Source organism: Microcystis sp. BLCC-F209 (assembly GCF_041928595.1).
GTDB lineage: Bacteria > Cyanobacteriota > Cyanobacteriia > Cyanobacteriales > Microcystaceae > Microcystis.
This window is the reverse complement of sequence record NZ_JBHFLL010000318.1, coordinates 1-14,771: the sequence shown is the minus strand read 5'-3', so window position 1 is coordinate 14,771 and position 14,771 is coordinate 1. Positions and strand designations below refer to the sequence as shown.

At 42.5% G+C, this 14,771-nt stretch carries 13 protein-coding genes and 2 pseudogenes; 5 read left to right on the top strand and 10 right to left on the bottom strand.

What is annotated here, in order from left to right; translation table 11 throughout:
- Positions 1–331 precede the first annotated feature (331 nt).
- Positions 332–598, top strand: a pseudogene (locus tag ACE1AQ_RS21170) (Uma2 family endonuclease); the annotation flags it as partial.
- 7 nt (positions 599–605) lie between these two features.
- Here the strand turns inward: ACE1AQ_RS21170 and ACE1AQ_RS21165 are convergent.
- Positions 606–1,265: an SDR family oxidoreductase gene (locus ACE1AQ_RS21165; protein ID WP_008201892.1), complete on the bottom strand. Its 660-nt coding sequence runs from the start codon at positions 1,263–1,265 to the stop codon at positions 606–608.
- A 124-nt stretch (positions 1,266–1,389) separates the two neighbouring features.
- Between ACE1AQ_RS21165 and ACE1AQ_RS21160 the strand changes: the two genes are divergently transcribed.
- From ACE1AQ_RS21160 to ACE1AQ_RS21150, 3 genes are all read left to right on the top strand, one after another.
- On the top strand, positions 1,390–2,094 hold the full coding sequence (locus ACE1AQ_RS21160; RefSeq protein WP_110545267.1) for a DUF1997 domain-containing protein: 705 nt from the start codon (positions 1,390–1,392) through the stop codon (positions 2,092–2,094).
- Positions 2,095–2,258: 164 nt separating this feature from the next.
- A complete protein-coding gene (gene typA / locus ACE1AQ_RS21155) occupies positions 2,259–4,052 on the top strand; it encodes a translational GTPase TypA (protein WP_008201888.1) in 1,794 nt (597 codons plus the stop codon).
- 204 nt (positions 4,053–4,256) lie between these two features.
- On the top strand, positions 4,257–5,228 hold the full coding sequence (locus tag ACE1AQ_RS21150; protein ID WP_172456653.1) for a ribose-phosphate pyrophosphokinase: 972 nt from the start codon (positions 4,257–4,259) through the stop codon (positions 5,226–5,228).
- Between the two features lie 53 nt (positions 5,229–5,281).
- On the opposite strand, the gene lepB is transcribed toward ACE1AQ_RS21150, so the two are convergent.
- Positions 5,282–5,884, bottom strand: coding sequence for a signal peptidase I (gene lepB, locus ACE1AQ_RS21145; protein WP_106908064.1), 603 nt, complete (start codon positions 5,882–5,884; stop codon positions 5,282–5,284).
- 371 nt (positions 5,885–6,255) lie between these two features.
- Here lepB and ACE1AQ_RS21140 point away from each other — a divergent pair.
- Positions 6,256–8,416, top strand: a pseudogene (locus tag ACE1AQ_RS21140) (EF-hand domain-containing protein).
- 342 nt (positions 8,417–8,758) lie between these two features.
- On the opposite strand, the gene ACE1AQ_RS21135 reads toward ACE1AQ_RS21140, so the two are convergent.
- The 8 genes from ACE1AQ_RS21135 to ACE1AQ_RS21100 all read right to left on the bottom strand — a co-directional run.
- The gene (locus tag ACE1AQ_RS21135) at positions 8,759–9,430 is read right to left on the bottom strand and encodes a DUF2290 domain-containing protein (protein ID WP_110545266.1); all 672 of its coding nucleotides are present in this window, start codon (positions 9,428–9,430) and stop codon (positions 8,759–8,761) included.
- Positions 9,423–11,534 (bottom strand): DEAD/DEAH box helicase, encoded by a 2,112-nt coding sequence (locus tag ACE1AQ_RS21130; protein ID WP_110545265.1) that lies wholly within the window; start codon positions 11,532–11,534, stop codon positions 9,423–9,425. Before ACE1AQ_RS21130 ends, ACE1AQ_RS21135 begins: the two co-directional genes overlap by 8 nt.
- Before the next feature lie 163 nt (positions 11,535–11,697).
- Positions 11,698–12,360, bottom strand: coding sequence for a Na(+)/H(+) antiporter subunit B (locus tag ACE1AQ_RS21125; protein ID WP_008201880.1), 663 nt, complete (start codon positions 12,358–12,360; stop codon positions 11,698–11,700).
- Positions 12,360–12,902: a DUF4040 domain-containing protein gene (locus ACE1AQ_RS21120; protein ID WP_008201860.1), complete on the bottom strand. Its 543-nt coding sequence runs from the start codon at positions 12,900–12,902 to the stop codon at positions 12,360–12,362. The genes ACE1AQ_RS21125 and ACE1AQ_RS21120 overlap by 1 nt, the downstream gene beginning before the upstream one ends.
- A gap of 8 nt (positions 12,903–12,910) precedes the next feature.
- On the bottom strand, positions 12,911–13,180 hold the full coding sequence (locus tag ACE1AQ_RS21115; protein WP_002752066.1) for a monovalent cation/H(+) antiporter subunit G: 270 nt from the start codon (positions 13,178–13,180) through the stop codon (positions 12,911–12,913).
- Positions 13,177–13,428, bottom strand: coding sequence for a hypothetical protein (locus tag ACE1AQ_RS21110; protein ID WP_002771873.1), 252 nt, complete (start codon positions 13,426–13,428; stop codon positions 13,177–13,179). Before ACE1AQ_RS21110 ends, ACE1AQ_RS21115 begins: the two co-directional genes overlap by 4 nt.
- Entirely contained in the window at positions 13,425–13,808 is a 384-nt protein-coding gene (locus ACE1AQ_RS21105) for a Na+/H+ antiporter subunit E (RefSeq protein WP_106908065.1), read from the bottom strand. The genes ACE1AQ_RS21110 and ACE1AQ_RS21105 overlap by 4 nt, the downstream gene beginning before the upstream one ends.
- Positions 13,805–14,771, bottom strand: a 967-nt coding sequence (locus ACE1AQ_RS21100) for a cation:proton antiporter (RefSeq protein WP_374809164.1), incomplete at its 5' end; no start/stop codon positions are given. The genes ACE1AQ_RS21100 and ACE1AQ_RS21105, both read right to left, overlap by 4 nt.

Below are 14,771 nucleotides of genomic sequence, written 5' to 3'. Positions count from 1 at the left end.
GAAGGCTTTTGTAGTAACGATTCTGGTTTGAATCACACAATTTAGAGAACCGTTAAAAATCTATGAACTCCCGAAAAGGCTTGCCATCTAAGCATTTCGCATCTAAGTACAATTTCTTATTGCAAAAGTGGGATGCTCCCTCTTGAATATCAACCAATGAGAAGAGAATTTCAAGCTAAGTAGGGTTGGCTGAATAATGGTAAAACCCTTTTAAAATAAGGCTTTTGACCTGTTAGAATCCGATGTTCATGCTGCGAAAATCGGATTGGGACTCTCAAAACCTGGCATTATCCTTTCCTGATATGTAGCCTATACTCAACGGATTGAGTATGACTGGCTGATTGAAATTCTCTCTCCCGATCAAAATCAGACTAAAGTTGTTAAAAATATCCTTTATTGTCTAGATCACGGCACTCAAGTGGGTTGGTTAATCGACCCTGAAGAAGAGATTATCTTTGTTTATTTTAGTGATTGAACTATCGCCATTATCAGTTATCATTTATCCGTTAACAGATATAAGTTTTTAGTTTCCAGATTTGAGTTATCAGTTCACTGTTTACTGATTACTGATCACTGTTTACTGATTACTGTTCACTGATTACTGTTTAGGTGACACTTTGAAACAACTGTGACCAATCGAGATTGGGAGCGTCTGAGGGGGCAACAATTTCGAGAATTTTATTGTTAGCGGCGGGATAAAATAGGGATTCTACGCAAACCGAGGCCACTTTCGTGCGGGGAATATTGCCCTCAGAAAGGGTATCAGCGGATGACATTTTAATGGCATTAAGATTATCCTCGTTTTTAAGGCCGCCGGGGCGCACAATCGTGTAGGTTAGTCCACTATTGATTAAATAGGCTTCCGCTTGTTTTTTCCAGAATAAAATTAACCAAAAGAGATTGAGGGGATGGAAAAAGTTAGATACACAGAGGGAAGTAACCAGAACAAAATGCTCGATTCCTTTCTTTTTGGCGGCATCGATGAGATTTTTAGTTCCCAAGTAGTCCACTAACAAAGGTTCCGTGGGATTAAAGCTCGGTCTGGCTCCCGTGGCGCATAGCAAAACGCTACAATCAGCGATTAGTGCCTCTAACTTATCGGCCTGTTGGACATCTCCGACGACGATTTCCACCCCTGCTGGCAAAATTTCCGCCGCTTTCTCGCGGTTTCTCACCAAAGCGCGCACGGGAATCTGACGTTCGACTAATTGGGCAACGATTCGCCGTCCCGTTTCCCCTGTGGCTCCTGCTACAAATGCTTTCATCGCTTCTTGACCAAATAGCTTTTAACAATACGTTACACTAATCTCAATTCTACAAATTTCCCTGATCCTTTGGCGGTTAATCGCCAACTTTTTCTAACAGTATCATTTTCCAGGTTTATAAGTCATGCAGTGTCCCCCCATTAACTCCCTAGCTCGCAAATCTGTAGAAGTCAAAGAAGACAATCAATTTCTCGGTTTTCAAACCCATTTTGCCGGATCTATGGATATGTATAGCAATCAGGACAAGGTTGCCGATTATCTGGGCGCGCACGAAGGTTGGTTTTGTCGTTGTGCCGAACCGATGAAAACGCTGCCCTTCGGTGACAATGGTTATATTATCACCATCGGTAAATATGGAGCTTTTGGCTATGAACTGGAGCCGAAAATCGCTGTGGTTCTGGAACTTCCCGTCAATGGAGTCTATCATACTCGCAGTGTCCCCATTCCCGATCAACCGTTTTCGGGCTATCTAGTGGATTATCAGGCAATTATGAAACTAGAGGAAATGCCGCTATCTTCTCCTAGTCAGGAAATTGAGGCAATTTTTCGGCAACAGGGACGGGATATTCCGGCGGTTATCACCCAAGTCACCTGGGAACTGCATATGGATGTTATGGTTAAGTTTCCCAAGTTTATTTATAAGATTCCCCGTTCAATTCTCCAAAAAACCGGTGATAAACTGTTGACGCAAATTGTTCGCCAAGTTTCCCCCCGGTTAACCTATAAAGTTCAAGAGGATTTTCACTCTAGCTTCAATTTACCCCTACCCCCCGCCTCCAGTCGTCTTTTCTATCGTCTCGACTCTTGCGAGGGGGGGCTGCTTGCCTAGTATTTGGGGGGCCTGTTGCTGTGTCTGTCAACAGTAAGCAGTAGAGCTTGCTGATGGGAAACCAAGGAAAAATAAAGATTTGCTAACGGTGCTGGTCAGTCTAAGCTAGAATTATTAAGAAATGTTTACTTGTAAAAATAAACCTAAGACTACTTCAATATTTTATGTCTCTGCCTATCCGTAACGTTGCTATCATTGCTCACGTTGACCACGGGAAAACCACCCTCGTCGATGCACTCCTCAAACAGTCGGGAATCTTTCGAGAAGGGGAAGATGTACCCACCTGCGTCATGGATTCCAATGACCTCGAAAGAGAACGCGGTATCACCATTCTGGCCAAAAACACCGCCGTTCGTTACAAAGACACCCTGATTAACATCGTCGATACTCCCGGTCACGCCGACTTTGGTGGCGAAGTGGAACGGGTGTTAGGTATGGTGGACGGTTGTATCCTGATTGTCGATGCCAACGAGGGGCCGATGCCCCAAACCCGTTTTGTGCTGAAAAAAGCCCTAGAAAAGGGATTAAGACCGATTGTCGTGGTTAATAAAATCGATCGCCCTAATGTCGATCCTAACCTAGCCGTGGACAAAGTTTTCGATCTGTTTGTGGAACTGGGCGCCGATGACGACCAATGTGATTTTACTACTCTGTTCGCTTCCGGGATGCAAGGATTCGCCAAAGAAAGCCTCGAAGACGAAGACAAAGATATGCAGCCCCTGTTTGAGGCGATTTTACACCACGTTCCACCACCGGCCGGGGACGTTAACAAACCCCTACAGCTGCAAGTAACCACCCTCGATTACTCGGAATACTTAGGACGCATCGTTATCGGCCGCATCCATAACGGCGTAATTAAAGCCGGTCAACAGGCCGCTTTAGTAAAGGATACGGGCGCAATTGTCAAGGGGAAAATAACAAAACTTCTTGGTTTTGAGGGCCTTAAACGGGTGGAACTAAACGAGGCCAGTGCTGGTAATATCGTTGCTGTGGCTGGTTTTGCTGACGCTAACATCGGGGAAACGGTAACTTTAGCCGATGACCCGCAAGCTTTACCCCTAATTAAAGTCGATGAACCGACCCTACAAATGACCTTCTCGGTGAACGATTCTCCCTTCGCCGGTCAGGAAGGCACTTTTGTCACCTCGCGGCAAATTCGCGATCGTCTGATGCGAGAATTAGAAACTAACGTCGCCCTACGGGTGGAAGAAAGTGATTCCGCCGAGAAATTCCTGGTTTCGGGCCGGGGAGAACTGCATTTAGGCATTCTCATCGAAACCATGCGTCGGGAAGGCTACGAATTCCAAGTGTCGCAGCCGCAGGTTATCTATCGGGAAATTAACGGTCAACCCTGCGAACCCTACGAATACCTCGTTTTAGATGTACCCGAAGAAGCGGTGGGTTCCAGTATCGAACGTCTCGGCCAACGGAAAGGGGAAATGCAGGATATGCAGACGGGCAGCAATGGCCGTACTCAATTGGAATTCGTGATTCCGTCCCGAGGTTTAATCGGTTTCCGGGGGGAATTTATCCGTCTGAGTCGCGGTGAGGGGATTATGAACCATAGTTTTCTGGAATATCGTCCTTTCTCCGGGGAATTAGCCACCCGTTATAATGGCGTGATTACTGCCTTTGAGGAGGGAGTGGCCACTTTCTACGCCCTCAAAAACGCCGAGGACCGGGGGGTATTCTTTATTACTCCTGGGACAAAAGTGTATAAAAACATGATTATCGGCGAAAGCAACCGGCCCCAAGACGTGGAGATCAATATCTGCAAAACTAAACAGTTAACTAACCATCGTTCCGCCACCGGGGATGAATTGGTTCAGTTACAATCCCCCGTGGATATGAGTCTCGAACGCGCCCTGGAATACATCGGACCAGATGAGTTGGTGGAAATTACCCCGAAATCGATCCGTCTGCGTAAATTACCGGTGAAAAAGTTAGCCAAACGTTAATCGGTTTTGACAAAATCTGGCGGCAATTTTGCCATGGCCGTTGCTGCTAAAAGGGGCAGCAATGGCTCGAAGATGATCGGTAATTGGTTATGATTGAGATCTAACAAAGAAATCCACTCAGATTTTCAACAAAACTGAGATGATAGAAAAAAGTGCCTTGAGTTTGAGGGTAAAGAATCTGCTGTGAGCTATTCTGCTACTTTGATGCGACATCCGATGTTTCCCGCCGCGTCGGACAGCAATCGTCTTCGTCTCTTTTCGGGATCCGCTAATGTCTCTCTTGCCCAAGAGGTAGCCCGTTATCTGGGCATGGATGTGGGTCCGATGATTCGTAAACGTTTCGCCGATGGTGAATTGTACATCCAGATTCAGGAATCGATCCGGGGCTGCGATGTCTATTTAATTCAACCCTGTTGCAATCCCGTCAACGATCATTTGATGGAATTGTTAATCATGATTGATGCCTGTCGTCGTGCTTCTGCCCGACAAATTACCGCCGTAATTCCCTATTATGGTTATGCTCGCGCTGATCGCAAAACCGCCGGCCGGGAATCGATCGCCGCTAAACTGGTGGCTAATCTGATCACGGAAGCGGGGGCAAGTCGCGTGTTGGCCATGGATTTGCATTCGTCCCAAATTCAAGGTTATTTCGATATTCCCTTCGATCACGTTTACGGTTCCCCGGTGGTGGTGGACTATCTTCTCAGTAAACAATTACCCGATATCGTCGTCGTCTCTCCCGATGTGGGTGGGGTGGCCAGGGCGCGGGCTTTTGCCAAAAAACTCAGTGATGCTCCCCTAGCAATTATTGATAAACGCCGGCAAACCCATAATGTGGCGGAAGTGATGAACTTGATCGGCGATGTTAAGGATAAAACGGCGGTTTTAGTCGATGATATGATCGATACGGCTGGTACGATCGCTCAAGGGGCGCAGTTACTGAAAGCCAAGGGGGCGCGACAGGTTTATGCTTGTGCCACCCATCCGGTTTTTTCTGGTCCTGCGATCGAGCGTTTATCCAGTGGCATAGTCGAGGAGGTGATCGTTACTAACACGATTCCCGTGCCGCAAGAACATTTTTTCCCGCAACTGAAAGTCTTGCCGGTTGCCCCGATTCTGGGTGAGGCAATATGGCGCATCCATGAGGACAATTCCGTGAGTAATATGTTTAAATAGATGGCCCAATCCCCCTAGTTTTAGGGGGAATTTTTATATTTATTTTCTTGACATTAATTCTGATTTGTGGCAGCGTCGGGGTTGTCAAGTCCTCCCAGACGATTGAAGGGCCAAAAACGCACCACAGCGCGACCGATTAAGTTTTCCCGGGGAACGAAGCCCCAAGCGTGGGAATCATAACTATTATTGCGATTATCGCCCAAAACCAGATATTGATCGGGGGGAACTGTCACCGGTCCGTAAGTATAATTAGGTTCTTCGGCGATATACTTTTCCGCTAAAACTTTACCGTTGACGTAAACTAAACCGTTTTTGACTTGCACCTTATCCCCCGGCAGTCCAATCACCCGTTTAATAAAAGCATCCTGAAAATTTTGAGCTTTGAGAGCGGCTGTCGGACTAAAAACCACTATATCACCCCGTTCTGGCTTGTGAAAATGATAGCTAACTTTCTCGATAATTAGGCGATCATTAATCTGGAGAGTGGGTTCCATGGAAGAAGAGGGAATATAACGGGCCTCAGCCACAAAAGTGCGGATGCCAAAGGCCAAAATTCCAGCCGTGACAATGGTTTTAACTGCTTCTAGCCAAGGGTTTTCTTGGGGTACGGGAGGGGGAGAAGGTTTTTCGGATTTATGGTTCAAGCTTTCAGCCATAGAATTTTAACTTTTGAGAAGGATTAAGCCAATGCGCTCTTTAATTTTCTAGTTTAGTGATAGTAGCAGCGTAGATAATATTTTAAGACAATCCCCATACATCTACCGGATCAATGTTACTTTGTCAAGGCCGCATTCTGCTGCTGGAAGGGGAATTTCCTCGGGGGTAGAAAAAGTAAGATTAGTCCCATTGCTGACGAGATAGAAACTCGTGCTAGTACCATCATGGACGCGAGGGGGCCTGACTTTGTTGCCTGGTGTTATTAGTCCACTGCATTTTCACCCACTGGGATGTTTACAAAAATTCCCGAATGATCGATTGGAAACTTGGATATTAATTTAGCAAAACGACTTGACTCAGATATATGTATATGTTTGCACAAATTCCCGAACGCTCAATGCACTATCTGCGATGGGTTGTGACCATCGCTTGGTTAATTCTGATATTTTCTCTGTTTTTTGACCCGATTTCGGCAAAATTAACCGATTCTAATAATCTTGCTAGTCCCCTGAGAGTTGATCCCGATGTCTGCATTAAAGTGCAGGGGGTTTGCCTACCCCAATCCTCCTATCAGTTAGGTGCGCCGATTTTTTGGGGAATAGTGGTTCCTAGTGGCATTTTTATCTTATTAGTATTCGGTCACGAACTCTGGCGGCGGATCTGTCCTTTATCCTTTCTTTCTCAAATACCACGCGCTTTGGGTAAACAGCGTCAGAAAAAACAGACCGATAAATCGGGAAAAGTCCGCTCTGAAATCTATAAAGTGCCGAAAAACTCTTGGTTAGCTCGGAATTATCTCTATCTACAATTCAGTCTGTTATTTTTGGGTTTATGCGGACGGATTCTCTTTTATGATTCCGATCGCTTAGTCTTGGGTAGCTTTTTAATCTTGACTATTCTAGCGGCGATCTTTGTGGGTTACTGGTATGGGGGCAAATCTTGGTGTAACTATTTCTGTCCCATGAGTCCAGTTCAAAGGATTTACGGTGAACCGAGGGGTTTACTAAATAGTACCGCTCACGAAGACAGTCGCAGTGGGATTACTCAATCCATGTGTCGTATTGTCCGAGAAGATGGTAGCGAACAAAGTGCTTGTGTTGCCTGTCAAAGTCCCTGTATCGATATCGATGCGGAAAGGTCCTATTGGGATGAGATTAATAACAGCGATCGCCAATGGCTTTATTACGGTTATTTTGGCTTAGTTTTTGGCTATTTTATCTATTATTACCTTTATGCTGGCAATTGGGACTATTATTTCTCCGGAGCTTGGGCGCACGACGAAAATCAACTAGAATCCCTCCTTAAACCGGGTTTTTATCTTGCCGGTCAGGCAATTGCGATTCCGAAGTTGGTAGCTGTCCCCTTAACTTTGGCAATCTGCACTTTTTTGGGTTACTTTCTCGGTAAAAAAGTTGAAAATGCCTATAAAGTCTATAGAATCCGTAAAAAGTCGCCTTTAACTACGGAAATTATCCGTCATCGAGTCTTTACTGTCGGAACTTTTCTGATTTTCAATTTCTTCTTTATTTTCGGTGGTCGTCCTTTTATTAATCTTTTGCCAAAATTTTGGCATTATTTGGCTAGTATTTTACTGGCGGTTTTGAGTAGTTTATGGTTATGTCGCACCTGGACAAGGGATCCGGGCCGTTACCAACGAGAAGGACTAGCGGGAAGATTGCGTAAACAGTTGGGTAAACTGGGTCTCGATACGGCTAAATATCTCGATGGGCGATCGCTGGAAGCTTTGCACGCGGATGAGGTGTATGTATTGGCCAAGATACTGCCGGATTTCACCCACCAGAAGCGTTTAAAAGCCTATAAAGCCGTGTTAAAAGAGGCTTTGGAGGAGGGATATACTGACTTCGGCCACAGCCTCGAAATCCTCCAACAAATGCGCCTAGAGTTGACGATTACCGAGGCAGAACATCAAGCAATTCTAACGGAGTTGGGTGTGGAATCGGCCGAACTTCTCGATCCGGAAAAGCAGTATAGTCGCGAGGATTGGTTACGTTTGCAGAGTTATCGCGATGCTTTGTTGGAAAGTCTCTTGGTGACTTGGAAAAAAGACCCCGATCGCAAGGTGGGATCGGAATTGCTGGAAGTGTTAACCGGTAAGAGTTCCAGGGAGGCGATCGAGCATTTATTGACGGAATTGCCGGCCGCGGAAACGGAAACTGTCGAGTCTTTGCGTCGCCAGTACAGAGTTACCGGTCAGGAGGAAGAAACGATTCTCCACCGTCCAATTATGGCAAAATATCGCCCGCGCTTTTCAGGTCTTCGATCGTCTATCTTTTAGTAGTGACAGCGATCGTGAGCAACAGGAGAGGATTTTATTGGAAAGATTCCAGCTATTCGATAGTGATAGCTCTGGACAAATTAGCCTTGAGGAGTTAAAAGCTTGTCTTCAGGCGATCGAACCGGGGGTGACAGACAAGGAAATCGAAGCTATGTTACAACAGGCCGATACAAGTCGCGATAATCAGATTAGTTTTCCGGAATTTCGCGATCTACTCCACCAATTCCACAAATAAACTGTCTTCAACGAAGGAGTCTTTATTTGGCTCTTCTAGGTTCTGTGTGATAAGTTTAATTGACATAGGATCGATCGACCTTTGTGTCCTTTGTGTCTTTGTGGTTCGTTCCACCCCCTCGCTCTTGAGAAATGTATCTTAGAATACATTTTACCCACCAAAGCTGGGAGAGCCTTTATTTTCCCTGACTCCTTTAATTCTTTTAAAAAATAGCTGTTCGCAGGCAGGCACGGATTCCCATCATACTAGAAAGTATAAGGCAAGTTGAGGGATTTTGTCAAGCTTTTTTAAGAAAAAATTTCGAGGTTTTGCTGAACTGTATGAGGGTAAATCCGATAGGGACTATAGAGAGGGAGATTTAATAGCAAAATGTAGTATATTTTTTTCTGGTTCGGTTATGGTTTCTGGAAATCGCTGATTGTTAAAATTGATCTGCTCGGAATATAGATGATAGGCTGTATTGTAAAAGTTACGAAGGATAAAAGCAATAAATATACTGGGTGTTAAAGGGGAGGACACTGGAATTCGGCAGTTTTTGAATTGTCCTAGGGTGAGATGACATCTGGGGTGATGAATCTCTTGAAAATTATCAGGATCGTAATCAAATCTAATCGGTACAGCTACAATATTTTTGGCGATAATATCGGCAAATATCTCGTCTTCTTCATATAGTTCTGGTTGATTTTGAAAAGATTCTAAATAAGGGGAGGGGAAGAAAGCTAATCTGTGGGATAGTAGTTGAGAGCTTTGGAAGCGATAAAGTAATTGAATCAAGGCTCCATCAATCATTTTAATATTATAATTCTTACCGCGATCAAGCTCATCATAAATATCTTGATAGGCAACATTTTTTAGGGCAATGGATAAGTCGGAACTATTGGCATAGCTAATCTCAGAAATATTTTGACTCAATTTATTCAAAGTCGGAAAGTTCTGCTGACTTGATAATCCTACTTCTATCAATTTAGCCGTTAAATTTTTAACATCTTTAAAGATATTCTGAACATTAAGCATTTCTAGACGATTCTTCTAGTATTTTTATTTCATCTGCTGAAAATCGTATTTCACCCCGTTTAGCCTTAGCTAATATTGCTTGCTTTTCCCTGTCATTTTTATCTCTCTTGGTATTAAGAGTATCTCGATAAACCTTCTTCATTTGTTGAAGTTCTTCGGGGGTTGGATAGGTAAACTCAAGAGCAAAATTTCTCGATTTAATTTCCTGAAATTCCCTCTCTAAAGCTTGCATATTTGCTCCATAACCAATAACTCTTAACCAAGCTTTACTTCTAGTCATCGCTGTAAATAAAATATTGCGTTTACTAGCAATTTCTGATGGTGAACCAGAGAAACCTTCTTGAGCGTTAATGAAATAAACCATTGCCGCTTCATTGCCTTTTGCACGATAAATCTGTGTAAAAGCAATCGAGTTTTCTTGAAAAAACTCATCGGGAGAAGATGTGCTGCCTGCTAAATGAGAATTAATATTTTTTGTAAATAACATTTCTCTAGCTTTTCCAAAAACGTTGCGAGCATTTTTAGGTATTGGATGGATAACCATAATATCTTGGCATCTTAATTCATCTTCGTTGAGATTCTTTGCAATTTGTTCCACTAGCCATTCAAATTGCTCCTGGTTGTTATCGAAAGATTTAAAGTTGATAATATCATCGATAGAAGAGTGTTCTTCAAGGAATTTAGGACTTGTTTTGGGGGTTCTAATCAGTTTAACAAATTCTCCTGATTTTAATTCTCCTTCTTCAACCTCATAACCAATATCTTGCCATAATTGACGATTATCAAACATTTGAATTAGTCCCTGTGGATAATAAACTCCAAAACCTAGAGCATGAGCAGAGGAAAGAATAGGACGAGAATTTCTGTAACAAGTATTTAAAACTACATCTTGTTGGGGTTCGCTGGGTAAATTCTCCAATTTAACTCTAGGATTACCATGGTTATCATTTCCAAAAATAACTTCGGGAGAATCCATGACTTTACTATTTAAGCTTTGCAACTCATCATAGGCATAAACTAAACGTTTATCATCTTTCAAGATTTCATAGCAGAGTCTTAAGAAGTCTTGAGGAAAATCTTGAGCTTCATCAATTAAAATAACATCATAATATTGATGAAAATTTTTAATCTCTCGCAAGGCTTTTTGACAGGCAAAGTCAAAAGGTTCTTCATGCGAATATGTTAGGTTGTCTGCTTGACTAAAATCTAAATATTCAATATTATGTCGTTTACATAGCTCATAATAAATTCCTTCTATCTTAGGACTTCCCCACGCATGAATAATTTTTACTTTTTCCCAGTCTGGTTCGGAATTTTTATGCTCATAACTAAACCGAGTAATTAAATCTTTGTATTGATCCTTTAACGAGCGTGTATAGAAGGTAACAGCAATATTCCAATCGGGATGAGTTGCATGAAGATAAGCTACTTTCAGCGCTAAGACAATTGTTTTTCCCGAACCTGCTAAACCTCTGATTCTTTGTACACCTTTAGTGGTTTCTAAAACAGCCTTATTTTGAGTTTCATCAAGATTAGCGATAGAATCTTCTAATTTTTTTAACTTTGCTCCCCTAGAATCTGGTTTAACAACATAACTGCGAGCGTCTTTTTTTCTAATGGTTGTAACAGCTTGTATGACTGAGTTGACTTTCTCAAAATATTCAGGAGCATTGCCTTGACATTTATTGATAAAATCATCAAGATCTTCCTTTTGAATAAGAACAGGATATTCCTCTCGGTTAATTGCTTCTGGATAATTATTCCAAATTGGTGCATAGGTGGCTACAGAAATGTTAACTATTAGCTTTCTTTTTTGAACAAGCTCTTTATAAGACAGCAGTTTTGCTTCTAACTTGGTTATGCTCTCGTCTTGAGTGCCTTCAATATCCAAATCATAATTTTTTCCCTCATCAATATTAAAAATAATAACCCCTTGCTGACGAGAGACTAATAGAGCATCAATTTGATATCCTCCTTGGGGAGTTCCAATAATAGGATAGCCGATATACAATGTTCCCTCTATATCTGTTCTTTCCTCAAAATATTTAGCTAATCTTTGAGAAGATACAGGTTTAGCTGAAGAACCGCGAATAACGTTAACCATAATTTTTACCTCGGGAGTTCTTTTAGCAGAATCATTAGATGCCTATTGATTCTTGAGGAGGGCAACAAAATTACTATAGCATTTTTTCAACCATCAAGTCATGTTATGCTCATCGGTTAATCCCCAGTTTTGACCTAAAGCTATAAATATAGATATTAACCTCTCACAATAAACCGCGATAGCGGATAAAAACGAGGATTACTGCCCAGGAACCTAAAGCTACTTTAACGGCGACTAAAATATTTAGTATCGGTAAAATACCGCCACTAAATAGCGCTCCTAATTCCCCGTGGGGTAACTCAAATCCTGAGAGAGTAATGGCGGCTAAAACAATAAAAACTAAGACGGAAATTTTCTCCCATGTTGCCGCTTGCCAACGGCGATAAATTGCTTGCATCCATTCGGGAGACGAGGTAATGGCTATTAAACCAATTGCCGTACCTCCGGCGACTCCGGCGGCAAAACCTCCCCCCGGACTTAAATGTCCGCGGATAGCTAATTCAATGCCCACTAAAGCGGCAATTGTTGCCCCCAAACGGGCTAAAATAATTGAAGGTTGGTCGGTAAATTGATGGATTTTACTGGCGGGTTTTTCGGTGGCTAGAAGAAAATTCGCCCCCATAATGGCAATGGTAAAAACAATCACTTCATAGATGGTATCGTAAAGACGATTACGAAAAATAACCACCGAAACCGCATTAGGAACACCGCCGTCGCGCACTAGGGATTCAACAATTTCTAAGGATGATATAGAGGAAGCAGTATTGGGAATAATTACCATTTTGACAGCGAAGGCAATGGCGGCTAGAGTGTAAATCCATTTCATTAGTGTTTCTCCTCTAATTTGGGGGTTTCAATACAGGTTAAAATCGTGTTTGCTGCCGTTAATTCATTTTTAAAAATATCGTAGAGATAGGGTAATCTAATTGTGGTTTCGTAGGGGATGGTTTCTGGATTGTCTTGACGGATACAGACGGCATGAACATCTTTATCCCTAAGTGCCTGTTGCAAAGCTTGTTTATCACTGTAGGCAACTAATTCTAAACGCATAAAACGCTTACTTAAAACCGTTTGTAGTTGAGTTTTTAACTGTTCTAAAACTGTATCGGTTTCCTCGGCAATTACTCCTAAACGCATCACTAAAGAGGAACGAATCGCCACCGCGTAGAGAGTTACGGCTAACATGGTTCCCATCAAAGCTTCGGTTAAAGATACATCTGCCGCCCCTAATAAAGCATAAACTAAAGCGGCTATTGCCCCTAAAACCCCGCGAATTACTAAAGCTTGGTAGGGATTAGATTGTAACATCACCATCGCCGCAGTTAAAGGCAAGAGGGCAACAATAACATAGAGATAACTTTCATTCATCTTTAATTCTACTCTCGATCGCTAGAAGTATAAGCTAAAACGTAGCCTAACATGGTGTTCCAAATTGCTAGGGAAATTATTGCCAATAATAATAAAGGCCAATTTTGGGGAACTTTCAAAAGTAGCCCGAAAATAATCGCCATAGAACCCAAGGTATCAGCGACAGATAGACCATGTAATTTATATAATACCGAGCGCTTGTCTAAAAGATGCGCCGTTCCCCAAAACCAGAAAAACACTCCGATAGCGATGCAGATATAACTGAAAATGTCAATCATGATTCGTTCAATCGTTTAAGAATTTGTGCTAATAACATAAAGCCGGCATTACCGACACTGAGAATAATCACTGCTACCACTCCAATCATCCAATCATCCCGCAGAACTGACACCACTAGAATAATAATCGATGATTTACTGGAAGCACTGGCAAAGGCGGCCATTTTTTGCCAGATGTCATCATTTCTTGCCACTTCATAAAGGGGAATTAATAGGGCGACAATCATGGCAATGAGAACAATATTCATCCCTGGGAACTCCGTTTAATTACATGAACTTCATAACCCTCATTTTCCTTGTATTCGGTGACGATAGTTTTCGGGGTAAAGGTAATGAGAAATATATCCCAAAAAGCCAATCTGGGTGAACGTTTACCCGAAATTCTCTCTAAAATAATTTCTTCTTCCTTGTGGGGACGAAAGATAATTTCAAACGCTTCCTTATAAGCTTGGGGAATAGCCAGAAAGACTTTAATTATTACCTTTAACCAATCGCCTAAAGTTTCGCTAGAGGCGAAATTACGGGGTAAAACAAAAGCAATAGCCACCCCGATCATAATATTAGCGGGGGTAAAATTAGCGGTGAGTAAAAACCACATAGTTAAACGCAGAATTATATGTCCGATCATGCTAAAACCATCCAAAATAATAGAACTAACATTATACTCATCATACCAATGAGATTATCAAATTGTTCCCAGGCTCGCGATAATTTTAGGGATAACTTTTTGAAAACTCCCAGATATAACCACCACCCGGCACCAATGACAGCTAAAGCTTTGATAATATTGGGCAGATTATAAGCTTCAACATAAACGGCATTGGATAAAAATAGGGCGGCAAGGAGCAGAATTATTGCTGTCCAGAAACCGATAGTTAGCTTCTGTTTACTTTCGCCACCTGCGTGGGGTAAAAAGATAAATTTAGCAAAGGAAATCGCCGTCCCCACCGCCACAAGATTGATCATAATTTCTTGCCAGGGGACTAAATTTTTCATCGTTAACGCTTTCGCCCCAAAACCGGATAATAGGGGGAATCCAGAGATAGAAAAACTAGCAACCACTAGGGCAATCCAGAGGGAATTAGGGATCGATTGTTGCTGTAATTCTTTAAAATTGCGACTGGGTAAAACTCCCGCTAACAGAAATAGGCAAGATTTAACTAAACCGTGGGTAAGGGTATAAAACCCACTGACTACCGGGGCAGCTAAAATAAAACCTAACTGGGAAATAGTATGGAAGGCTAACATCCGCTTGCTATCCTTTTCAAACACTGCGTATGACACGCCAAAAATCGCCGTTAGCACCCCGAAAAGCCGAATTAGGACATCTAAATCCTCTAGGATTAAAGCACAGCGCAGGAGGGGAAAAATGCCAGCTTTTACCACCACCCCCGACATCAGCGCCGAGACGGAGGTTTCCGATTCCGAGTGTGTCATCGGTAGCCATAATCCCGAGACAAAGATTCCCCCTTTGACTAATAATCCCATGAAGATTAAAGCCAAGGCTTCGGGAGGTGCGCCCTTTAAACCAGCAAAAGCAAAGGAATTATTGGCTTTATAGACTAAAACTGCGCCAATAAGGTAAAATAAC